Here is a 21783-nt window from a genome sequence, read left to right as displayed (position 1 = left end):
GTGTATGGGTGTATTTGATGGAATCTGCGCGAGAGGGCTTCGCCGCGGGCCCACCCGGGGGACCGGGTGATCTCTTCGACGCGTCCACCGACGCGGCCGCGGTGATATCGGAAGACGGCATCGTCGTCGGCTGGACCCGCAGCGCCGAAGTACTCCTCGGCCACGCGGCACCGGACGTCGTCGGTGTCTCCGCCGCGCGCCTGCTTGCCATGCCCGAGGACCCGGCACGGCTCGCCGGTGTCGTGGCGCGGTGCCGCGCCGGAAACGGCTGGAGCGGCCAGATCGCCGTACGACACCGGGACGGCCGCCGCCTCGACGTCCAGCTGCGGGTCTCGGCGTCGTTCCGGATGGGCCACACCGATTGCTTCCTGGTGTCGGCCCGCGAACAGCGGCAGCGGTGGACCATGGGCCAGTCGGTCCTGGACGGGTTCCTGACCCGCTCGCCGGTCGGCCTGGCCGTCCTGGACACCGAGCTGCGGTACGTCTGGGTGAACGACACCCTGGAACGCATGAGCGGGGTCCCCGGTGACGAGCGGCTCGGCAAGCGGCTGGGCGAGTTGCTGCCCGGGTTGCAGGCGGCGGGCCTGGAAAACCTGATGCGCGACGTGCTCGCCACCGGCGTGCCGGTCACCGACTACGAGTACGTCGGCTGGTGCTGGGCCGACCCGCACCGCCGGCACGCCTACGCGACCTCGTTCTTCCCGCTGGTGGACGCCGAGGACGCCGTCACCGGTGTCTGCTACATGGTCCAGGACGTCACCGAGCGCTGGAACGCCCGCCGGCTGCTGACCATGGTCAACGAAGCCGGTACCAGCATCGGCCGGACCCTCGACGTGATGCGGACCGCCCAGGAACTCGCCGACTTCGCCGTCCCCCGCTTCGCCGACTTCGTCATCGTCGACCTGCTGGAACCCGTGCTCAGCACCGAGGGTCACGGAGCATGGCTGAGCGATGCGGGCCCGGCGCCCGCCAGGCCGGTGATGCGCCGGGCGGCGCAGCGCTCGGTGCGCGAGGGCACTCCCGAGGCCGTCGTCCGGATCGGCGAGCGTGTCGACTTCCTCCCGCCGCCCCACGACGCGCACCTGGTCATCGACGGCGAGCCGGTGCTCATCCCGGTCCTCGACCCGTCCGACGAGCTGTGGGTCACACGGGATCCGGAGCGGACGGCACGCGTCCGCGAGTACGGCCTGCACTCGGTCATCGCCGTGCCCATGCGGGCCCGCAACACCCCCCTCGGCCTCGCCACATTCGCCCGGTCGGTCAACCCGGTCTCCTTCGGGACCGACGACGTCCTGCTGGCCCGGGAACTCGTGGCCCGTGCCGCCGTCTGCGTGGACAACGCCCGCCGCTACACCAGGGAGCACACGGCGGCGATCACCCTCCAGCGCAGCCTGCTGCCACCCGCCCTGACGGGCGGCACCGCGCTGGAGGTGGCCTCCTCCTACCGGCCGGCGGACCCCTCCGGAGGCGTCGGCGGCGACTGGTTCGACGTGATCCCGCTGTCCGGCGCCCGCGTGGGTCTCGTCGTCGGTGACGTCGTGGGCCACGGCATCGCCGCGGCGGCCGGTATGGGCCGGCTGCGCACGGCTGTCCAGACCCTCGCCGCCATGGAGATGCCCCCCGACGACCTGCTCGCCCACCTCGACGACCTCGTGCTCCGGCTCAGCGACGAGGAGGCCGCCGCCGGCACGGCCGCCCGGAGCACCTTCATCGGCGCGACCTGCCTCTACGCCGTCTACGACCCCGTCACCCGGCGGTGCGCGATGGCCCGGGCCGGACACCCGCCGCCCGTCGTCGTGACACCGGACGAACCTGCCCACTTCCCGGAGATCCCCGTCGGCCCACCACTCGGCCTCGGTGGAATGGCCTTCGAGGCCACCGAGATCGAACTTCCCGAGAACAGCCTCTTCGGCCTCTACACCAACGGCCTCATCGAGGGCTGCGACCACGACGTGGAGCGTGGCATGTCGCTGCTCGCACAGGCCCTCACCCGTACCGGCGAGGACCTGGAGGCGCTGTGCACCTCCGCCGTGCGCGCGCTCGTGCCCGTGCCGCAGTCCGACGACATCGCCCTGCTGCTGACCCGCACCCATGTGCTCGGCGCCGACCAGGTCGCCTCCTGGGACGTCCTGCCCGACCCGGCCGCCGTCGGCACCCTGCGCGCCCAGGCAACCCGCCAGGTCGAGGACTGGGGCCTCGGCGCGGAAACGGCCATGACGACGGAACTCATCGTCAGCGAACTGGTCACCAACGCCCTCCGCTACGCGACCCCGCCCATCCGGCTACGACTCCTCCGCGACACCCGCCTCACCTGCGAGGTCTCCGACGCCAGCAGTACGGCCCCCCGGCTCCGACACGCCAGGAGCACGGACGAGGGCGGCCGTGGGCTCTTCCTGGTCGCCCAGCTCGCCCAGCGCTGGGGCGCCCGCTACACCGCCGAAGGGAAGATCATCTGGGCCGAACAGGAGATCCCCTGAGCGCGGATTTGCCTTCGAGTGGACTCCAGCGGTCACACTGTCGGCGACGGAATCCGTGCCGGGCAACAGAACAGGATGGCAGCGGCGATGGCAGCGACACACGGGGCGGGGCATCCTCTGCCGTACGACACCTACCGCGAGGCCATCGCCCGCGAGACCCTGCGCTTTACCGAGGCGGTCCGCGGTGCCGACCCGGCGAGCGCCGTGCCCGCCTGCCCCGACTGGACCCTGGCCGACCTCACCCGGCACGTGGGAGCGCTGCAGCGCTGGTTCAGCGCCCTGCTGACCCAGCTGGTGCAGGAGCCGCCCCGCAGCCGCGACGTCGAACTGGGGCTGCCGGCCGACGCCCGCGACTATCCCGACTGGGTGGCGGCGGGCGTGCCCGGCGTGGCGGCCGTCCTGCGCGACACGGATCCCGACGCACCCATGTGGGTCTGGGGCGAGGACCGGCACGCCCGGTTCTGGGCCCGCCGGATGCTCTTCGAGACGCTGGTGCACCGGGTGGACGCGGAGCAGGCCGTCGGCCTGACCTCGGACATCGACCCCGAGCTCGCGGCGGACGGCGTGGACGAGTTCCTCGTCAACCTTCCCTACGCGGGCCTCTTCGCCCCCGGTGTGACCAAGCTGCGCGGCGACGGCGAGACCCTCGCGTTCCGCTGCGCGGGCTCCGACGGCGGATCCGCCGAGGAGTGGCGGATCCGGCTGGACCCGGACGGCTTCCGCCCGCTCGCACGGGCGGACCGCGAGGCCGGCGCAGCCGTGCCGGTCACGGCGGTGCACGGCGGGGCGGCGGACCTCCTGCTCCTCCTCTACGGCCGGCGCTCCTACCAGGACCAGGCCTTCGAGATCACGGGACAGCGCGCGGTCCTGGACAACTGGTTCGCCCACACGGCGTTCTGACCCGCTTGCGCAACGGGGCCCGGCTCACTCGGCCGGTGCCGTCGCCGACGGCGGCTCGGGAACCAGACAGACCGCGAGCGCCGCGGTGTCGTCCTGCATCCTGTTGCAGCTGTAGGCCAACAGGTCGTCGTGGAGTCGGTCGAGCAGCTCCTTCGGCGGCAGGGGACCCCAGGCGCGCAGCCGCTGGAGCAGCGGATAGAAGGCGCCCGCCGCGTCCCGCGTCTCCGTGACGCCGTCCGTGTACAGCAGCAGCTGATCACCGGGCCGGAAGGGGTACTCGTCGACGTGGTACGGGTCCTCGACCAGCTTGCCGAGGGTCAGGGGCGGCGCCGGCCGCCCGCTGTCCAGTTCGCACACCTCGCCGTCCCGCAGGGAGATGGGCGGCGGATGGCCGCAGTTGACGAGGCGGACGATGTGCCCGTCGGCAGGGATCTCCGCGAACACCGCGGTGACGAACCGCTCGCCCGTCTCGGTTCCGCCGAGCTGCGCCGCCCTGCGGTTCATGCTCCTGTCCGCCCGGCCGGCCAGCGCGGGCAGATCGGGTTCGTCGTACGCCGCCTCGCGGAACGCGCCGAGCAGCGTGGCGGCGGTCTCCACCGCCAGCAGTCCCTTGCCACGGACGTCGCCGATGAGCAGGCGGACCCCGAAGCGGGTGGGAACCGCCTCGTAGAGGTCACCGCCGATGCGGGCCTCCGCGCTCGCGGACAGGTAGAGGCTCTCCAGCCGGAGGTTGCCGATGTGGTGCGGCACGGGGCGCAGCAGGACGCGCTGCGCGGTCTCGGCCACGAACCGGACGTCGGCGAGCGTGCGTTCCCGCCGGATCCGGTGGGCGGCCAGGATCGTGCCGAGGCCGCCCACCAGGGCCGTACAGATGTAGGAGGCGACGTAGTGACGGTCCCACAGATAGCCGACGGCGCGGCCCGCGCAGCACGGCGTACCGGCCAGCACCCCTTCGAGGACGACGGAGAACACCGTGGCCGCGGCGACGCCCCGCGGCCCGTGCGCGAACGCGGCCAGCACGGGCACGCAGATCAGCGCGAAGCTCACCGGCCAGTCCACGGGCGTGACCGGCTCCAGCAGCAGGACGGCCGCGACGTAGAGGACCGGAAGCCAGCGCAGCCACAGCGGCGGCGCCGGCAACCGGGGCCGGAGCGCGGCGGCGTCCTCCGGCTCCCGGCCGGTCCGTTCGTCCTTCACCCGACCAGCCTGGTGCGCCACGCCGCCGTACCCCGGTCATTGCTCCACTCAACGGCATGTTCCGCCGGTCAGCTCCGGCCCGGCGCCGAGGACGCGCCGCCGAAACCGATCGCGAAGACATGCAGGCCCCCGGACGCGACGTCGGACGGCAGGCGCACGCCGCTGACCGTCTTGCCCGGACTCAGTGCCACGGGCGTCGTGGCGAACACATATGTCTTCGTGCTGTCGGACGCGTTGCCCGCGTGATTGCGGTACGGCATCGTCACCGCGACGGTGTTGTCGGCGCGGGGCGAGGCGGCACCCGCGCTCAGCGTCCAGTCGGACAGACCGAGCGGGACCGACTGGGTCGTGCCGTCCGTATAGGTGACGGTCGCGGTGCCGGAGACCGGGCCGTTGTTGGCGGCCCCCAGGAAGGCGATGCTGCCGGAGCCGGAGGCCGGTACCGACTGCCCGTTCGCCTCGTAGTTGTCTCGCGCCCCGGGCGCCACGTTCGGCCAGGTGAACGTCACTCCGCCGACGGTGACCTTGGCGCCGGGGGTGACACCCGCGGTGGCCAGGGCGTGCGCGGAGTAGCTGAAGCCCGCGCCGTCGAAGTTGGCCGAGGCCGCGGCGGTGTCGGCTGATGTGCCGACGTCGCTGTAGGCGGGCGCGCCCGGGTAGGAGGGCGGGGCGGCGGAGGGGGCCGACGCCCAGGACGTGTTCGGAGCCGTGCCGAGGGTGTAGGTCAGGGTGCCGCCGCCGGTGAGGGCGCCCCCGGGAGCGTGCGCCGCGTTCCATGCGGCACCGTTCCAGGTGGCCGCCTGGACGTACGGGGCGTCGTCCGCCGCGCCCGTGCCGTTGACCGTGAGGGTGTGGCCGGACGGCAGCGTGAGCACCGCCTGCGGGAAGAACGGGCTGCCCAGCGCCAGATCGGCGGTGCCGGGGGTCTCGGGATACATGCCGAGGGCGGACCACACGTACCACGAGCTCATCTCGCCCAGGTCGTCATTGCCGGCCAGCCCGGAGGGACTGTCGGTCCAGATCTGGTCCTGGACCTGCCGGACGACCTTCTGCGTCTCGTACGGGCGGCCGATGTAGTCGTACTCCCAGGGGATGTTGAGGCTGGGTTCGTTGCCGAGGTCGGTGTGGCCGCCGGCGCCGGTCAGCGAGGACAGGTCCGTGTCCAGGTACTTTGCCATGGCCGCGTCGCCGCCCAGGGCGGTGGACAGTCCATGCAGGTTGAACGGCACCATCGGCGTGTACTGCCAGGAGTCGCCCTCGACGAAGTTCCTGCCCGAGGTGGGCGAGAACCCGGCCGTCCACGTACCCGAGGTGTCGCGCGGCTGGATGAATCCGCTGCCGTGGTCGAAGAGGTTCTGCCAGTCCTGCGCCCGGTCCGCGAACCGGTGCTGATCGGCGGTGTGGCCGAGGGCGCCGGCGAAGGCGGAGATCGCGAAGTCCGCCGAGTTGTACTCCAGCGTGGTGGAGGCCGGGCCGTAGAAGTTGCAGCAGCCGTACTTGCCGTTGCTGGGCAGCCAGCCCAACTGCTCCAGATAGGTGAGCCCGGGGCGGTTGTCGTTGGGGACGGTGGCGCCCGCGATCATGCCTTTGAGTGCGGCGGCGGTGTCGAATGTCCGGGCGCCGAAGGAGTAGTAGTCGGCGATGATCTCGTCCGCCGGATCGCCCACCATGACATGGGTCTCGCCGTTGTTCTCCGACCATTTCGGGAACAGTCCGGTCTGGCGGTAGTCGTCGACCATCGACTGGGCGGTGTCCGAGGCGACCTGGGGGGCGACGAGGGCCTCCAGCTGGGCCTGCGAGCGGTAGACGTCCCAGCCCGAGTAGTTGGCGTAGGCGGCGCCGTGGCCCTTGTCGACGGTGTGGGTCTTGCCGTCGAAACCGGGATAGCGGCCGTTGGTGTCACTGATCACGTTCGGGTGCAGCAGCGCGTGGTAGAGCGCCGTGTAGAAGACGGTCTGCCGGTCGGGCGACCCGCCGGCGATCCGCACCCGGCCGAGGAGCGACTTCCAGGCGTCGTGCGCCGCGCCGCGCACCGTGGCCAGATTCCAACCGGGGTTCTCCGCCTGGCGGTTGCCCACGGCGTCGGCCGCCGAGACGTAGGAGATGCCGACCTTGGCCTGGACGGCCCGGTGGCTGGTGGTGTCGAAGGTGACATAGCCGTCGGAGCCGCTCGCCCGGGCAGCGAAGGTGTGGGGCGTACGGGGCGCATCGCCGTGCAGCACCGGTTTGTTCGGTGCCTCGGGGGCGTTCGGGGAGGCGTGGGTCCTGGGGGTGGAGGGCGTGGCGGCGGCCACCGCGGTACCGCTGTGGCGGAACGGCTGGTCGAACACCATGTCGTAGTAGACGGTGTAGGAGTTGCCCTCGCCGCAGAAGTTGCCGCTGGTGACCTCGCCTCTGACCTCTCTGTCGTTCACCACGTCGAACTCGGTGGCGGTGTCCCCGTTCGCGCTGGCCGTCAGCTTGAACAGGAGGTTCGCCCGGCTGGTGGAGGGGAAGGTGAAGCGGGCCATGCCGCTGCGGGTGGTGGCGGTCAGCTCCGTCTTGACGCCGTTGTCCAGGGAGACGGTGTACGAGCCGGGCGTGGCCGACTCGTGGGCGTGCGAGAAGCTGTCCGTGGCGCCCGAGTCGACGGCGCCGACGGTCGGGAGCACCGGGATGTCGCCGGCGGCCCGGCAGCCCGGTCCCGCGATGTGGGTGAGTCCGAAACCGGTGATGGCCGAGTCGGTGTACTCGTAGCCACCGCCGTCCGGCCGGTGGGGGCTGGTGTCGGGGCTCCACTGGACCATCCCGAAGGGGGTGTCGGCCCCCGGGAAGTCGTCGGCGGCGTGGGTGGTTCCGATGAACGGATCGACGAGGGAGGCCGGATCGGCGGCCGGCGCGAGCGAGACGGGATCGGCGTGGACGGGAACGGAGGCGGCACCCAGGGCCAGGGCGCCCGTGGCCAGCACGGACAGAAGTCGGAACGGCACCATCGTGACCAGGTCCCTTCGATGTCCTTTAGACAACGTTGTCCCGAAAGCTGGACCCATTGGCCCCTGCTGTCAAGAAGGCGCGGTGCAGAAACAGCCGGTCGCCTGACGCAGTGTCACATCCGGTACCCAGTCAAGAGCTTGGTTCAGACACAAAGCCGGGCTGTACGGGGTGTGGATCTCGCCGGGGTGAAGGGACGGATCTCAGGAACCCGTGCCCGTGTCCACGGGCAGGCTCAGCCGGAACAGGGCGCCGCCGCCCGGTGCCTGGTGGGCGGTGAGTTCGGCGTGGTGGGTGTGCGCGATCTGCCGGGCCATGGCCAGACCGAGGCCCGAGCCGGGCAGGGCACGGGCGGCTCGGGCCCGGTAGAAGCGGTCGAACACATGGGGCAGGTCTGCCACGTCGATTCCGGGACCGTGGTCGCGGACGGTGATTTCCACACGCGCACCGTCCGGTGACCGGCGCGCCGCCACGTCCACCCGGCCGCCGGGCGGGGAGAACTTCGCGGCGTTGTCCAGCAGGTTGGAGAACAACCGCGTCAGCCGGCTCGGCACAGCCGCCGCCAGCGCGGACGCGGCCGCGGGATCGGTGTCGAGGACGAACGGCACGTGCGGCCAGTGATCGCGGGCGGCCGCCACCGCGTGCTCCAGCAGGGCAGCCGGCTGCACCGACTCCAGCGCCTGCTGCGGCTCTTCCTCACGCGCCAGGTCGATCAGGTCGTTGACCAGCGTGGTCACCTCCCGCAGCTGACGGCCGAGGGCGCCGGTCGCCCGCTCCCGCTGGCGTGGCGTCAGCTGGTCTGCGCGCAGCAGGATCTCGGCGTTGGCACGCAACGCCGTCAGCGGCGTGCGCAGCTCGTGCGAGGCGTCGGCGACCAGCCGCCGTTGCGCGGCGAGCGACTCCTCCAGGGCGTCCAGCATCGTGTTGAAGGTGACGGCGAGCCGGGTGATCTCGTCCTCGCTGCCCCGTGGCTCCGCGGGCAGTTCGATCCGGAGCCCGGCGTCCCGCGTCGCGGTGATCCGTTCCGCGGTCGAGGTCAGCCGGGTCACCGGAGCCAGTCCCGAACGCGACACCCAGTAGCCCAGCAGCGCCGCCACCGGCACACCCGCCCCGCCGATCGCGGCCAGCAGCCCGGCCGCCTGCCGCTCGGCCCGCTGTACCCCGTCCGAGCGGAGCGCCACCTGCATGGCCAGCCCCTTGCGGGCGGGCGTGGTCAGCACCCGCACCGGATGCCCGGCCACCGAGGCCGTGTTGTAGTACGGCGCCCGCCGGCGGCCGGCGACCTCGCGCACCGCATCGGTGACGGGCAGCAGATAGGGCTGGCGCGGGTCGTCCGCGGCGGACTCGGGCACCAGTTGGGCGCAGGCGGGTGCGGCCAGATACCGGCACTCGCCGGCCTGCACGCCCGGGCCGTCCTGCTGGTGCTGCTGGACGGCCAGCGTGGCCGCCTGCGTCAGCTGCAGGTCGAACTGCCGGTGCAGGGTGTAGACGGTGACGGCGTACGCGCCCGCGCACACCGCCAGCGCCACGCCCGCCACCGCGGCCGACGCGGTCAGCGCGAGCCGGCGGCGCAGCGGAGGACGCCGGTGCCGGCGGGGCCGGGCGATCCACAGCCCACGCCGGGTCGCGGCTCGTCCAGCCCCTGGCCGACGCCAGGGCACGGCTCGTCCGGTCGACGAGCGACGCCGGGTCACCGCTCGTCCAACCGGTAGCCGACGCCGTGCACCGTGTGGACGAGCCGCGAGCCGCCGCCGGCCTCCAGCTTCCGGCGCAGATACCCGATGTAGACGGCGAGGGAATTGGAGTCCGGGCCGAGGTCCCGGCCCCACACCCAGCGCATGATGGTCTCCCGCTCCAGTACCTGGCCGGGGTGGCGCAGCAGCAGATCCAGCAGGCTCCACTCGGTGCGGGTGAACTCCAGCCGCCGCCCGCCCCGCTGCGCCGTACGGGTCTGCGGATCCACGACCAGGTCGGCGAGGCGCAGCTGCGCGGACGGGGCCGGCTCGCCGGAGCCGGCGCGGCGCAGCAGGGCGCGCAGCCGGGCCGCCAGCTCGTCCAGCGCGAACGGCTTGACCAGGTAGTCGTCCGCTCCCGCGTCCAGTCCGTCCACCCGGTCGCTGACCGCGTCGAGCGCGGTCAGCACCAGGATCGGCGTGCGGTCGCCGAGGGCCCGCAACTGCCGGCACACCGCGAGCCCGTCCACCACCGGCATCATCACGTCCAGCACCAGCGCGTCCGGCTCCCAGTCCGCCACGGCCGACAGCGCCGCGTGTCCGTCCGCCGCGCCCCGAACGGTGAAGCCCTCCAGGGCCAGCCCGTCCTCCAGGGCGGCGCGTACCTCGGGATCGTCGTCCACTACCAGCACGCGTGCGGCACCGGTGGGGGATAGGTCCTGACCTGCGTCGTTCATGAGACCAAGCCTGCCAAACGGCGTTCTTAACGACCTCTTAGAACAGATCGGGACCGTGCCGGGCATGGACATTCCGCTCTCCGTCGTGATCGGTGCCGGGGGCACCGGTGGCCATATCTATCCCGGGCTGGCGCTCGCCGAAGCGCTGCGCCGCCGGGTGCCCGACGCGGTGATCTCGTTCGTCGGCACCGAGCGCGGCCTGGAAACCCGGCTCATCCCCGACGCGGGCTACCGCCTGCACACGGTCGACATGATCCCCTACGACCGCTCCCTCGGCGCCCGGCGCTTCACCCTGCCCGCCGCCCTGCTGAAGTCCGCCGGCCAGTGCCGGACCATCCTGCGTGACCAGCGTGCGCAGGTCGCCGTCGGTATGGGCGGCTATCCGAGCGCCCCCGTCATCCTCGGCGCCCGCCTCGCCGGGCTGCCCAGCCTCATCCACGAGTCCAACGCCGTGCCTGGCCGAGCCAACGCCTTCGCGGCCCGGCTCACCCCGCATGTCGCGCTCGCCTTCGCGGCGGGCGGCGCCCACCTGCCCGCGTCCTGCCGGCCCGAACTCGTCGGCATGCCGCTGTCCGGGCCGCTCGCCGCCCTCGACCGCGACGCCGAGCGCGCGGACGCCCGCCGGGCGCTCGGCATCCCGCCGCACACCAGGCTGCTGCTCGTCAACGGCGGCAGCCTGGGCGCGGCCCGGCTCACCGAGGCGGCCCTGGGCCTGGCCGAACGCCGGCGGGACCGCACCGACGTACGGCTCCTGATCAAGACCGGTCCGGCGGGGCTGGACGCGGCCCGCGCCCGGCTGGCCGCCACCGGCGCCGACCGGGTCGCCGACGCGGTGGCCTACCTGGACCGCATCGATCTGACGTACGCCGCCGCCGACCTGGTGGTGTGCCGCGCGGGCTCGGCGACCGTCGCCGAGCTGGCCACCATCGGGCTGCCCGCCGTACTGGTGCCGTACCCGCACGCCCCGGGCGACCACCAGACGCACAACGCCCGCGCCCTCACCGGGATCGGGGCGGGGGTCCTGCTGCGGGACGAGGACACCACCGCCGGGTCCCTCGAAGCCGTGGCCGGCTCGCTGCTCGACGACCCGGTCCGGCTGCACGCGATGTCCCGGGCCGCGGCGGGGGCGGGCGTCGGTGCGCACCACCGGACCGCCGCGGACCGGCTGGCCGCCAAGGTGCTCCGACTGGCCGGACACCACGTGCCCGCAGCCGTCCCCACCGCACTCTGACCGGCCCCTCCAGAAGAACCCGTTCCACAAAGGCTGACTTCGAGAAAGGCACCACCATGCACGCATCCGGCTTCTTCCACGGCCGTACCGTCCTCGTCACCGGAGCCGAGGGGTTCATCGGATCGACCCTCGTGGACCTGCTCGTCCGCGAGGGCGCCACGGTCCGCGCCCTGGTCCACTACAAGCCCTATGCCGAGAAGGGCAACCTCGCCCACCTCCTGGACCACCCCCAGGTGGAGCTGATCGCGGGTGACGTGCGCGATCCGGGCCGGGTGATGGACGCCGTGGCCGACTGCGACACCGTCTTCCACCTCGCCGCCCTCATCGGCATCCCCTACAGCTACGACTCACCGGGCGCCTACGTCGCCGTCAACGTCACCGGCACCGAGAACATCGCCGAGGCCTGCCGCCGCCACCAGGTGCGCCGCCTCGTGCACACCTCCACCAGCGAGGTCTACGGCACCGCCCTGACCGCCCCGATCGGCGAGGACCATCCGCTCCAGCCGCAGTCGCCGTACTCCGCGTCGAAGATCGGCGCCGACATGATGGCGCTCTCCCACCACCACGCCTTCGAGCTGCCCGTGACGGTCGTCCGCCCCTTCAACACCTACGGCCCCCGCCAGTCCGCCCGCGCCGTGATCCCCACCATCCTCGCCCAACTGCACTCCGGTGCCCGCGAGATACGCCTCGGCTCGCTGACCCCCACCCGCGACTTCACCTATGTCACCGACACCGCCCGGGGCTTCCTCGCCGTGGCCCAGTGCGACCGTGCGCTCGGCGAGGTCGTCAATCTCGGCACCGGCGAGGAGATCGCCATCGGCGACCTGGCCCGCAAGCTGATCGCCGTCTCCGGACGGGACGCGGAGGTCGTCGTCGACCAGGCCCGGCTCCGCCCGGCCGGCAGCGAGGTGCACCGACTGCTGTCGGACAACTCCCGCGCCCGCACCTGGGCCTCCTGGAAGCCCCAGGTCTCCCTGGACGAAGGCCTGCGCCAGACCTCGGACTGGATCCGCGCCAACCTCCACCTGTTCGCACCGGGCCGCTACGCCGTCTGAGAGGTCGTGCCGCCATGCGGCCTGACGGGGCGTCAGTGAAGGTCCGCCTCCTCCGGAACCACGACCTGGTCGATCAGACGCTGGATCCGGTCGGTGGGCAGCGCGACCGCCATGGCCCAGTAATAGATGACAAGGCTGAAGACGGCCACGACCCCGATGTCCCACCACAGCGGGAACCAGGGGTGCTTGAGCGGACCGAAGTCGCTGAGGTAGACGATGAGTCCCATGCCCACCAGATAGGCCGGCAGCCACTGAGCGGCACGCAGGTTGAGCTGGGGGGTGATGGGGTTCATCTTGAACGCCCGGTTGGCGACCAGGATGACGTAGCCGATGAGGATGGCCACGCCCAGCTTCCAGTCGGTGGTCCAACCCGACCACAGAATCAGCAGGTTGGCGACGATGAAGGCGAGCGGCGACAGCCAGCCGCCGCCGGGCAGCCGGTAGGGGCGGTGGGCGTCGGGCAGCCGGTTGCGGAACACCCCGAAGGACAGCGGCGCGCCGGCGTACATCAGCACACTGGCGCTGGTGATCAGGCCGACGAGGGAACGCCAGCTGGGGAACGGCAGGAAGCAGATGCAGCCGATGACGAAGGCGGTGATCAGACCGACCCAGGGCACGCCGCGCTTGTTGGTCGCCTCGAACACGGACGGCACATAGCCGTTGCGGCTCAGGCCGTAGGAGACCCGGGAGGAGCCGGTGATGTAGATCAGACCCGTGCCGGCGGGGGAGATCACGGCGTCGAGATAGAGGACCGTTGCCAGCCAGCCCAGGCTGATGAGCGTGGCTACCTGGGCGAAGGGCCCGCTCAGCGCGGTGAATGCGGAGTTCGCCCAGTGGCTGCCGATCTGGGAGGCGGGCAGCGCGGCGAGGAACGCGACCTGCAGCAGGATGTAGATCAGGATGCCGAGGACGATCGACCCGATCACCGCACGCGGGATGTCCCGCTTGGGGTTGGCGCTCTCCCCGGCGAGCTGGTCCGCCTGCTCGAAGCCCAGCAGCGCGAAGATGATGCCGCTGGTGGAGACGGCGGACAGAATGCCCTTGGCCCCGTACGGGTCGAATCCGTCGGCCGCCGTGAAGTTGCTGGTATGGAACTGGGCGATGGCGAACACGAAGATCGTCAGCAGTGGGATGCCGACCTTCCACCAGGTCGCGGCGCTGTTGGTGCGGGCCAGCAGCCGGATGCTGAGGAAGTTGATGGCCGTGATGACGGCCATCAGCCCGACGGCGACGGCGATACCGGGCGGGGTCAGGACGTGCTCGCCGCCCTTGACCTTCTCCCAGCCGCTCGCCCAGGAGTAGTGCTGGCCGTATGTGATCATCGCCAGCACCTCGATGGGCGCCACCGTGGCCGCCTGCAGCCAGGAGAACCAGCCGAACGACGCCCCGGCGGCGCCACCGAAGGCGTAGTGCGGGAAGCGTGCAGTGCCGCCCGACACCGGATACATGCCGCCGAGTTCGGCATGGACCAGCGCCAGGATGAGGATGGCCAGACCGCCGACTGCCCAGGAGATGATCGCCGCCGGACCCGCGGCAGCCAGGGCACCCTGGGCGCCGAAGAGCCAGCCGGATCCGATGATCGACCCTTCCGACGCCCAGATGAGTCCGATGAAGCCGATCTCACGCCGAAGCCCGGGTTTGTGGGTCTTCGGGCCGGGCGCTGCCTCTGACACGGCCATGGCCGATACCCCCTCAGTAGGGTGATATGCATCACTATCGTGCCACGGTGACGCGCCCTCGGCGGTGGACGTGCAGCCATTGTTTCCTGGCGGCTCACGAACCGCCGGTGAGGTGCGGGCCGGCGGGTGGGGCCCCGGTGACCGCCGCGCGATAGAGGGACTGGGTGGCGGCGCCGAAGTAGGCGCTGTAGGAGATCTGCGGGGTGTTGCCGCCGGTGTGGTAGCCGCCGATGACCCCGATGACCGCCCATCCGCCCGGCCACGGCACGAGCATGGGGCCGCCGCTGGTCCCGCCCACGAAGGCGTCGCAGGCGATGCGTGGGAACGTACCCGGGTCGGCCGGGTCGTCACTGTCCCACCGGGTGGTCCAGCTCCAGCACTCCAGAGGCTTCTCCGCGCCCGACGGGTAGCCGATCATCCGCACCGGCACGTGGTAGTAACCCGTCCCGGTGAGCAGGCGCACTCCACCGACCGCGTCCTCCAGGCGCGTTCCGTCCTGGTTGGGTTCGGTGACCGCGAACGCGAAGTCGTACGCGGCGCCCGCGTGCTCACCCAGGTCGTAGTACTGCTGCGAGACGTAGACGCCGTCGGTCCGCACCGGAAAGATCCCGAACGGTTTGAGGGTGTCGTGGTACTGCGGCACGAAGGCCAGATGACGCTTGGGCGAGGTGCCCGCGTAGCCCTTCAGGCAGTGCCCGGCACTCAGCACCAGATCGCGGCCGGGGCTGTGCACGACGGAGCCGCTGCAGGTGCGGCCGGTGCCGGTGGCGTCCGTCCAGAAGAAGGTGCCGGCCTCGGGGATGCCGTCGAAGCTCCGGCTCGGCGGGATGTACTCGCCCGGCTGCGGTCCGTCCACCGCAGGGGACACGGTGGGCGCAGGCGTGGCGGTCTGGGAACCTTTGCGGGTGTCGGCGGGCAGCGCGGCCGCCATACGAGCGGGGGTCCAGTAGGCGTCCAGTCGGCCAGCCAACGGGTTCGGTCCGGCCTTGGTACTGTCGGCGGACGCCGCGGTGGTCACGCCGGCACAGAGCAGAAGGGCTGCCGCGCAGACGGCGGCGTATCTCACGATCCTGGTCCTGGGCTCCATCGGTTCCCCTCAGAACGGACGCAAGTGACGGCCCACCATAAGCCGCCGACCGTGACCAGCACAGCGCACGCGGCCGTACCGGGTCTACGGACGACTGGCAAACTCCCGGCTACATGTGGGGGCATGATGTCTCGTCAGTCCCTCGGACGCAGTGGAGGTACCGTCGGTACGGTCGGCACCTCGTCGGCCGGCGCCGCTCCCGGGGCACGAGCGGGGCGCGCCCCGCGGGGTAGCCGCCTGCAGTGCCCCTGCCTTCCCCTCCCTTCTCCTCGACTCTCCTCGACGGCGCCGCCTTCACTTCACGAACACCATGTCCGGGTACTTGGGTGACGGCTCCTCCAGCAGCCGTCCGCTGCGGCCGCGTAGCCAGTGGTCGAAGTAGGCCGAGACGTAGGCCTCGTTGGTGCGTATTGCGGTGGCCGGGTCGATGGTGCCTATGTCGTCGATCTGGTCGGAGGGCCTCAGATGCAGCTGCGGCACCAGAACCTCCGCGTCCGTGAACGAGGCGTGCTCCGAACCGAGCAGGGTGAGCTGACGGGTCCACCCAGGAGTGTGGGTGCGGAACGCCTGCCAGCCCGGGCCGGTGTCGGTCTTGCCGTCCTTGCCCATGAGCAGGAAGGGCCGGTCGAGGCCGTGTTGGGCGACCGGCATCAGCGAGCCGTCGGTGTAGGCCAGATTGCCGTCAATATCGATGCCCGCGGTGATGCGGTGGTCGGCGTCCATCGCCAGTGCGGCTGCGGTGCCGCCCATGGAATGGCCGAACATGCCCACCTCGGCCAGATCCAGCGCCCCGGTCAGGCCGGCTGGCAACGGCTGTCCGTCCGCGTCGGGATTGCGCCCGCTGTTCAACACCCGGAGCTGGTCCAGGACGAAGCTGGTGTCGGTCACCCGCACGGCCAGCGCCTTACGTATGAAGGCGTTGCCGTCGTCCGAGGGCAGCGACACGGTGGCGAGGGAGCCGTTCGGGAACTGGACCTCGGGCGACTCGTAGGTGTGGTCGATGGCGACGACCACGTAGCCGCGGCTGGCCAGATCGGCCGCAGCCGCCGTGCCCCAGGTGCGCGGCTCGCCCAGCCCCGGGGAATAGAGCGCCACAGGAAGCCGCCCACCGCGACCGGCGGCCACCGGGGCGCTCTGGGCCACGTGGGTCGTGGTGCGGGCCCAGTCAGCCCGGCCGGCCGGGACATGCAGCGAGAGGTAGTCGTTCGCTGTGACCTTGTCGAAGTGGCCGGCCGCCGCGGGCAGCATGTACGGGGCCGCCGGACGCCCGGCCGTGTGCGTCGCGGGGTAGTACACGCTGACCATCAGCTCGCGCCGGTCCTGCGCGGGATGCCATGGGTCGGGCCGTGAGTGGTCCACTAAATGCAACTCCACCTCGCCGACCCGGTATTGCCCGGTCGGCGCGGGAAGGGAGAGGGGGCGAGCGGAGGACGGGGGCGAACCGGTGCGGGCGGCACCCGTGGCCGCACCGGCGGGGAGAGCGGCGGTCAGTGTGCAGAAAGCGGCAACGGCGCAGGCGGCGAGGGTTCGTCGCCGCCCGGAGCCGCTGCTGCGGTGGCGCGGGAGAGAATTCGACATGGATCAAGGCTGACGGCTCGTCGGCCCTCCGCACATCCGGGTCGGCCCCCGATATTGTCCCTCAGGGTATCCGTAGGGGATGCCCGGCGCCGATGCGGCCGACCGGCGGCAGGACCGGCGACCGCTGTCGATCCGGCCGACCGGCGAAAGTCGCGGCCTGCGGGCGGACGACGTGGCTGGCCGGCAGCCGTTGCAGCTGCCTCGCGGCCGGGTGTGCGGAGAGCCGGACTCGCATCACAACCCCGTGGGGCACAACCGGTGCCTGGCACCGCCGTTGACCACCGCGTCGACACACCCGGCGGGCAGCCCGTCGTGGGATGTGGTGGAGAAGTTGGCCGTCACGGTCAGCACCCCCTTGCCGAACGTGGTCCGCTGCACGAGATGGTCGTCCGTCAGCCAGCGGAAGTCGGTCATCGGCTGCGTGGCCGCAGCCTTGTGCAATGGCTCGAAGTACCGCTGCACCTGGGCGATCTCCTTGCCGTGCCGGTCCAGCTCGTCCTGGTCGAGGACCAGGTTGAGAGGCACGTTGTATAGCATCGCGAGCAGAGCGCGGGTACGGCTCTGGTCCGGCAGTTTCGACCAGGACAGCTCCCAGCGTTCGGTGCTGATCACCGAGTCGTGCAGGACCGTCTGATAGAGCGGCACCCGGTACCTCGGGTCGTACATCGTCTTGGCGAGGTCGGCCGGGAGGCGAACGGGCTTGAAATAGACCGCCGGAGCGTTGTAAGGCGTGTAGCCGCCCCACGTCTTGCGGTCCTTCTCCAGCTTCCACAGCCGGTCGTCGACCGGTGTGCCCGAGCCATGGCTGAAGGACAGCACGCCGTTCGCCCACGAGCCCGCGCTCTCCGAACCGAGCACCAGGCGACGGTCGCCGGACAGCCAGGCCATGCGTGCCAACCGGTTGCGCCGGTCCTGCGCCTTGGTCATCGGATGCGCCGGAGAGTGATCGGTGAACAGTTCACCCGCGGCGTCGACGTCCAGGAAGTAGCTCGTGGCGCCGTTGGCGGTCATCTCCTTGGTGCGGTCGGCCAGATAGTGCCGGGAGGGTTCGGCGCGCCGGAGCGCCTCGGAGCTCACGTAGCAGCCGCGGCCACCGAAACCGGTCACGAGCGTGCCGTCCGCCCGGCGCACACAGGCGTCCTGCCACACCGGGGCGGGCCAGGCGGAGACAGAGGTGTCGGCCGATGCCGGATCCTGCGCGTTGGCCCAGGAGTCGTAGGGCCCGACGAGATATCCGGCCTGCTGGGCCAGGCGCGTGGCCTTGCGGTCCATGGGGTTGCCGTCGGCGTCGTATCCCAGCCACATCCGGTCGATCCCCAGCTCCCGCAGGCGCCGGACGCCCTCGGCGGTACGAGCCTGGCCCCACGTGTAGGCGTGGAAAGCGCCCATCAGCTTGGCGGCTTCGGGATTGCGGGCGATCTTCTGCCGCAGTGTCGTGATGCCACCGTGGTCCTGGAGCCAAGCACGGTAGTCGCGCGCCGCGGCGACGGGCGATCCGTCGGTGAGCGCGAAGGTCACGGCGTAGTTCCCCGTGGCCTGCCGCGGCGCGAATTCATGCTCGGCCTCCGTGTGCAGATGCCCGCCGGAGGAGACGAACTTGAGGGTCGTGCCGATGTCGGACTCGACGATGTAGCTCGCGCCGTGCTGCCCGGACTGACTGGTGCCCCAGAACGGCATGGTCAGGCCCTCGGCCATGTCGGCCCCGTTGCCCGCCAGGCCCGCCGACGCGGAGTTCCACCACCGGTCGGCGACCGGAATGGACAAGCCCTCACCGCGCGGGACCTGCAGTTCCTCGGTCGTCCGGTCCGTGCCGGAGACCGGCCAGGTCAGGCTGGACTGCCGAGCCGAGCGCACGGTGACGGCCAGGCGTCCATCCTGCGCGGACGCGGTGACGGTCAGCCCCCTGTCGCCGTACCGCCAACTGGCCTTCCCCTCATGGATGCTGACCCTCCCCGGCGCGCCCAGATCACCGGCGGCCGGAGCCGACAACTGCCATGTGCGGCCGTCGTCCGCTCGGGCCCGCACCGCCAGGGACGTGAGGTCGACTGTGGCGCGGCCCCCGTCGACCGGTACGGAGAGCTGCGATCCGTGCGCTTCGATGCGCCGGGGTTCCTCCGTGCCGGTACCGAACGCGGTGGCCGTACCGATCACGCCGACCGTCACGAGCGCACTGCTCACTGCGATGACCTTGGTCTGTGTCTTCGTCTTCTTGAGTTTCCTCGCCTTCACGGCCGTGGACTCTCACAACCGAATCTAAGAAAGATGTGAGAGCCGAGACGAGATGTGAGAGCCGATCAGGCCGGGCATTGTCAGTGCCCGTTGCCATGATGTGCGTACGGGCTCTCGAACGCGGCCACGGTGGTGACCGGGTGGGTGCCGAGTCGGTGAAGTCGGATACGGGGGAAGGCGAGCGGTATGGGCATGTCCAGCTGGTGGGCGGTGGGAGCGCTGAGCGACGAGCAGGTGGCGGAGATCGCCTCGGTCGCAGGGCCGATGATCAAGGAGATGGGGGAGCACGAGTCGGCGCAGGACGCCTGGTCGCGCTGGGAGAAGGACGTGGCTCGCGGCGGCGGGGCGGTGCCGGTCGCGCGACCCGACGGCTACACCACCGATGCGGCACTGCAGCTGTACGACATGGTCAACGCATCGGCCTTCGACGCCCTGGACGACGCGTGTGAGCTGCATGTCATGGAGTGGTGGGAGCGATTCGACGAGGATGTCGAGCCGTTCATCGTCTCCGTACGCAAGGACAATCCCGTGGCGGCCCTGTTCCACGGCCTGGGTCCGCAGCGCGCCCGGATCCTGCCGGGTTGGGCGGGAGACGCGGTACTGACCGCCGCCGAGGTGCGCGGTCACCTGGAAGCCGTCGAGTCCGTGCTCGCACTGTCCGGAGCGGAACGGGAGCAGGTGCTTGGCCGTATCGATGACTGGCCCGGGGACAAGGAGGCCGTCGACATTCTCGACCAGCCGCTGCGGGTGTGGAGACAGGCTGCGGCAGCGGGCCTGGGCCTGATGTCCTCGCGGATCTGGTTCTGACGAGCGGATCTGGTGCTGACGACAATGATCTGGTTCTGATGACGGCGCTCTGGCTCTGATTACGGCGATCTGGTGCTGACCACGGCTTCGCACCCGCCCTTCTCTCAGCCGCGGCTGCTGGACCGGTGGTCGGTGTGGTCGGCGCGTAGGCCCGTGATCAGGAGCTGGACCAGTCGACGCGCGTCGTACCGGGGATCGCTCTCCGCGCCGATGCAGAGGTTCCCGACGCCGCGCATCAGCTCGTAGGCCTGCAGGTCGGAGCGGATCTCGCCGGCGGCCTCCGCGGCTTCCAGCAGCTGAGTGCAGACAGGCACCAGGCGGTCCAAGAAGTAGGCGTGCAGCGCGTCGAAGCCGGCATTGTTGGACTTCAGGACACCGGCCAGTCCGTGCTTGGTGACCAAGAAGTCGACGAAGAGATCGATCCACTGTCCGAGGGCGGCATGGGGAGTTGTACTCGTCTTCAGCAGGGCGGGTCCGGCCTCGGCCAGGCTCTCCACCTGATGCCGGTAGACGGCGACGATGAGATCCGCGCGCGCCGGGAAGTGGCGGTAGATCGTGCCCACCCCGACACCGGCTCTGGCCGCGATGTCGCGTACAGGCGCTTCCACGCCCGATGCGACGAATGCCGCCGCGGCCGCCTCGAGCAGCGTCTCCTTGTTGCGCCGGGCGTCGCTCCGCTTGGACTGAGCCGCGCGTCCTGCTCCTTCGCCGCTGTCGTTCATCGCACCGCTCCTTCCACAACCACACTTGCTAAACGGAACGCTGTTCCGTATCGTTCCTACCGGAACGATGTTCCGCTTGCTCATGGTGTCAGAGTGCCGGCCCGACAGTCCAGCTCAGTCCAGTCCAGCCTCGCCCTCGCTGTGAGCTCCCCCTTCCTGTAATCGGTTGCCGATCCGCCCCCTTGCATTGCTCGACCAGTCACTGCGGCGCCGCTGAGCGTCGCAGGTCGGCGCCCATGTCCCTTGGCGCAGCCCCGTGTTCGCGGAACGCCCGCCCGGCAGCAGCGAACCAAGTTCCCCACGTCGAAAGGACCAGCAGCTCATGCCGCACACACCTCGGCCTCGTTTCGGAATCATGACCGCCCCCTCCCAGGTCGACTACCACGATGTCCTGCGGGTCTGGCGCGAGGCGGACGGGATCCCGGAGATCGAGCACGCATGGTTGTTCGATCACCTCATGCCGATCTTCGGCGATCCCGGTGGACCGACCTACGAGGGCTGGACGCTGCTCTCGGCCCTCGCCGCCCACACCCGGCGCCTGCGCATCGGTCTGCTCGTGACCAGCAACCGGTTCCGGCCGCCCGCGATGCTGGCCAAGATCGCCACGACCGTCGACGTCGTCTCCGGCGGCCGGCTCGACTTCGGCATCGGCGTCGGCTCACGCCCCAGCCATCCGCTGGCCCGGCGCGAATACGAAGCGCACGGACTGCCCTTCCACGATTCCGCACATGCCATGGGGAGCCTCGCTGAAGCCTGTACGGTGATCCGGCGGTTGTGGACGGAGCCCGACCCCTTCGACTTCCACGGCACCTACCACCACCTCACCGGCGCCTTCGGCAGTCCCAAACCCGTCCAGCGCCCCCACCCGCCGATCCTCATCGGCGGCCGCTCGTCCGCCACCCTGCGCGTGGCCGCCGAGCACGCCGACCTGTGGAACATCCCCGGCGGCGGCGACATCGACGACCTCGCCCGCCGCAGTGCACTGCTGGACCGCTACTGCACAGAGACAGGCCGCGACCCCGCCTCGGTAACCCGCTCGATCCACCTGCCGGTCTCCTACGACCACCCCGGCAGCACCCGGGACGCGATCGGCGAAGCGATCGACGCCGGCTTCCGGCACATCGTCCTAGGACTGTCCTCGCCGTACCCCACGGGTGTCGCCCAGTGGGTCGCCGACGAACTCATAGGCCCGTCGGCTTAGACCGCCGTGGGTGCTGGGTGCCGTCGACGAGGAGGTGCTCGCCCACGAAGGCCGGCCGGTGCAGCCGGTAGGACAGCGACCGGATCTGCCGCTCGGGGGCGTTCCTGCGCACCAGTTCCAGCATGAGCAGGGCCAGCAGGGGACCGTGGACGACGAGTCCGGGGTAGCCGTCGACTTCACGGCAGTACGGGGTGTCGTAGGGATGCGATGGGCGTTGACGGTGAGCGCGCTGAACCGGAA

At 71.1% G+C, this 21783-nt stretch carries 16 protein-coding genes; 6 read left to right on the top strand and 10 right to left on the bottom strand.

The annotated features are described in order from the left end of the window. Nucleotides 1–17 precede the first annotated feature (17 nt). A complete protein-coding gene (locus AB5L52_RS02795) occupies nucleotides 18–2477 on the top strand; it encodes a SpoIIE family protein phosphatase (RefSeq protein WP_351032065.1) in 2460 nt (819 codons plus the stop codon). Nucleotides 2478–2564: 87 nt separating this feature from the next. After that, a complete protein-coding gene (locus tag AB5L52_RS02790; protein WP_369362509.1) occupies nucleotides 2565–3377 on the top strand; it encodes a maleylpyruvate isomerase family mycothiol-dependent enzyme in 813 nt (270 codons plus the stop codon). Nucleotides 3378–3401: 24 nt separating this feature from the next. Here AB5L52_RS02790 and AB5L52_RS02785 read toward each other — a convergent pair whose 3' ends face one another. From AB5L52_RS02785 to AB5L52_RS02770, 4 genes are all read right to left on the bottom strand, one after another. Next, entirely contained in the window at nucleotides 3402–4574 is a 1173-nt protein-coding gene (locus AB5L52_RS02785; RefSeq protein WP_351572237.1) for a PP2C family protein-serine/threonine phosphatase, read from the bottom strand. A gap of 68 nt (nucleotides 4575–4642) precedes the next feature. Next, nucleotides 4643–7546: a lectin gene (locus AB5L52_RS02780; RefSeq protein ID WP_369362508.1), complete on the bottom strand. Its 2904-nt coding sequence runs from the start codon at nucleotides 7544–7546 to the stop codon at nucleotides 4643–4645. Nucleotides 7547–7747: 201 nt separating this feature from the next. After that, complete coding sequence (locus AB5L52_RS02775) at nucleotides 7748–9157, bottom strand: HAMP domain-containing sensor histidine kinase (RefSeq protein WP_351032144.1); 1410 nt, start codon at nucleotides 9155–9157, stop codon at nucleotides 7748–7750. Nucleotides 9158–9234: 77 nt separating this feature from the next. Next, nucleotides 9235–9954, bottom strand: coding sequence for a response regulator transcription factor (locus AB5L52_RS02770; RefSeq protein ID WP_369362507.1), 720 nt, complete (start codon nucleotides 9952–9954; stop codon nucleotides 9235–9237). A gap of 64 nt (nucleotides 9955–10018) precedes the next feature. Here AB5L52_RS02770 and AB5L52_RS02765 point away from each other — a divergent pair, with 64 nt between their 5' ends. Together AB5L52_RS02765 and AB5L52_RS02760 are read left to right on the top strand one after the other, a co-directional pair. Then, entirely contained in the window at nucleotides 10019–11185 is a 1167-nt protein-coding gene (locus AB5L52_RS02765) for a UDP-N-acetylglucosamine--N-acetylmuramyl-(pentapeptide) pyrophosphoryl-undecaprenol N-acetylglucosamine transferase (protein ID WP_351032074.1), read from the top strand. Nucleotides 11186–11241: 56 nt separating this feature from the next. Then, entirely contained in the window at nucleotides 11242–12240 is a 999-nt protein-coding gene (locus AB5L52_RS02760; RefSeq protein ID WP_351032075.1) for an SDR family NAD(P)-dependent oxidoreductase, read from the top strand. A 32-nt stretch (nucleotides 12241–12272) separates the two neighbouring features. On the opposite strand, the gene AB5L52_RS02755 is transcribed toward AB5L52_RS02760, so the two are convergent. The 4 genes from AB5L52_RS02755 to AB5L52_RS02740 all read right to left on the bottom strand — a co-directional run bounded on the left by AB5L52_RS02755 (nucleotide 12273) and on the right by AB5L52_RS02740 (nucleotide 18813). Continuing rightward, the gene (locus AB5L52_RS02755; protein ID WP_369362505.1) at nucleotides 12273–13919 is read right to left on the bottom strand and encodes an APC family permease; all 1647 of its coding nucleotides are present in this window, start codon (nucleotides 13917–13919) and stop codon (nucleotides 12273–12275) included. Between the two features lie 94 nt (nucleotides 13920–14013). Continuing rightward, nucleotides 14014–14985, bottom strand: coding sequence for a hypothetical protein (locus AB5L52_RS02750; protein WP_351572219.1), 972 nt, complete (start codon nucleotides 14983–14985; stop codon nucleotides 14014–14016). Between the two features lie 315 nt (nucleotides 14986–15300). Continuing rightward, nucleotides 15301–16584 (bottom strand): Tat pathway signal protein, encoded by a 1284-nt coding sequence (locus AB5L52_RS02745; RefSeq protein WP_351572216.1) that lies wholly within the window; start codon nucleotides 16582–16584, stop codon nucleotides 15301–15303. 234 nt (nucleotides 16585–16818) lie between these two features. Beyond that, on the bottom strand, nucleotides 16819–18813 hold the full coding sequence (locus tag AB5L52_RS02740; RefSeq protein ID WP_351572213.1) for a glycoside hydrolase: 1995 nt from the start codon (nucleotides 18811–18813) through the stop codon (nucleotides 16819–16821). 186 nt (nucleotides 18814–18999) lie between these two features. Between AB5L52_RS02740 and AB5L52_RS02735 the strand changes: the two genes are divergently transcribed. After that, nucleotides 19000–19620 carry a hypothetical protein gene (locus tag AB5L52_RS02735; RefSeq protein WP_351572210.1) on the top strand — a complete coding sequence of 207 codons (621 nt, stop codon included), beginning with the start codon at nucleotides 19000–19002 and terminating at the stop codon, nucleotides 19618–19620. Nucleotides 19621–19724: 104 nt separating this feature from the next. On the opposite strand, the gene AB5L52_RS02730 is transcribed toward AB5L52_RS02735, so the two are convergent. After that, nucleotides 19725–20342, bottom strand: coding sequence for a TetR/AcrR family transcriptional regulator (locus tag AB5L52_RS02730; RefSeq protein WP_351572207.1), 618 nt, complete (start codon nucleotides 20340–20342; stop codon nucleotides 19725–19727). A 322-nt stretch (nucleotides 20343–20664) separates the two neighbouring features. Between AB5L52_RS02730 and AB5L52_RS02725 the strand changes: the two genes are divergently transcribed. Beyond that, nucleotides 20665–21543: an LLM class flavin-dependent oxidoreductase gene (locus tag AB5L52_RS02725; RefSeq protein ID WP_351572204.1), complete on the top strand. Its 879-nt coding sequence runs from the start codon at nucleotides 20665–20667 to the stop codon at nucleotides 21541–21543. Here AB5L52_RS02725 and AB5L52_RS02720 read toward each other — a convergent pair. Further along, nucleotides 21524–21655 carry a hypothetical protein gene (locus AB5L52_RS02720; protein ID WP_351572201.1) on the bottom strand — a complete coding sequence of 44 codons (132 nt, stop codon included), beginning with the start codon at nucleotides 21653–21655 and terminating at the stop codon, nucleotides 21524–21526. The two genes, AB5L52_RS02725 and AB5L52_RS02720, sit on opposite strands and share 20 nt — an antisense overlap. Between the last annotated feature and the right edge of the window lie 128 nt (nucleotides 21656–21783).

This window comes from Streptomyces sp. CG4 (assembly GCF_041080655.1).
In the GTDB taxonomy this organism is placed as follows: Bacteria; Actinomycetota; Actinomycetes; order Streptomycetales; family Streptomycetaceae; genus Streptomyces.
This window is presented reverse-complemented; position numbering and strand designations above follow the sequence as displayed.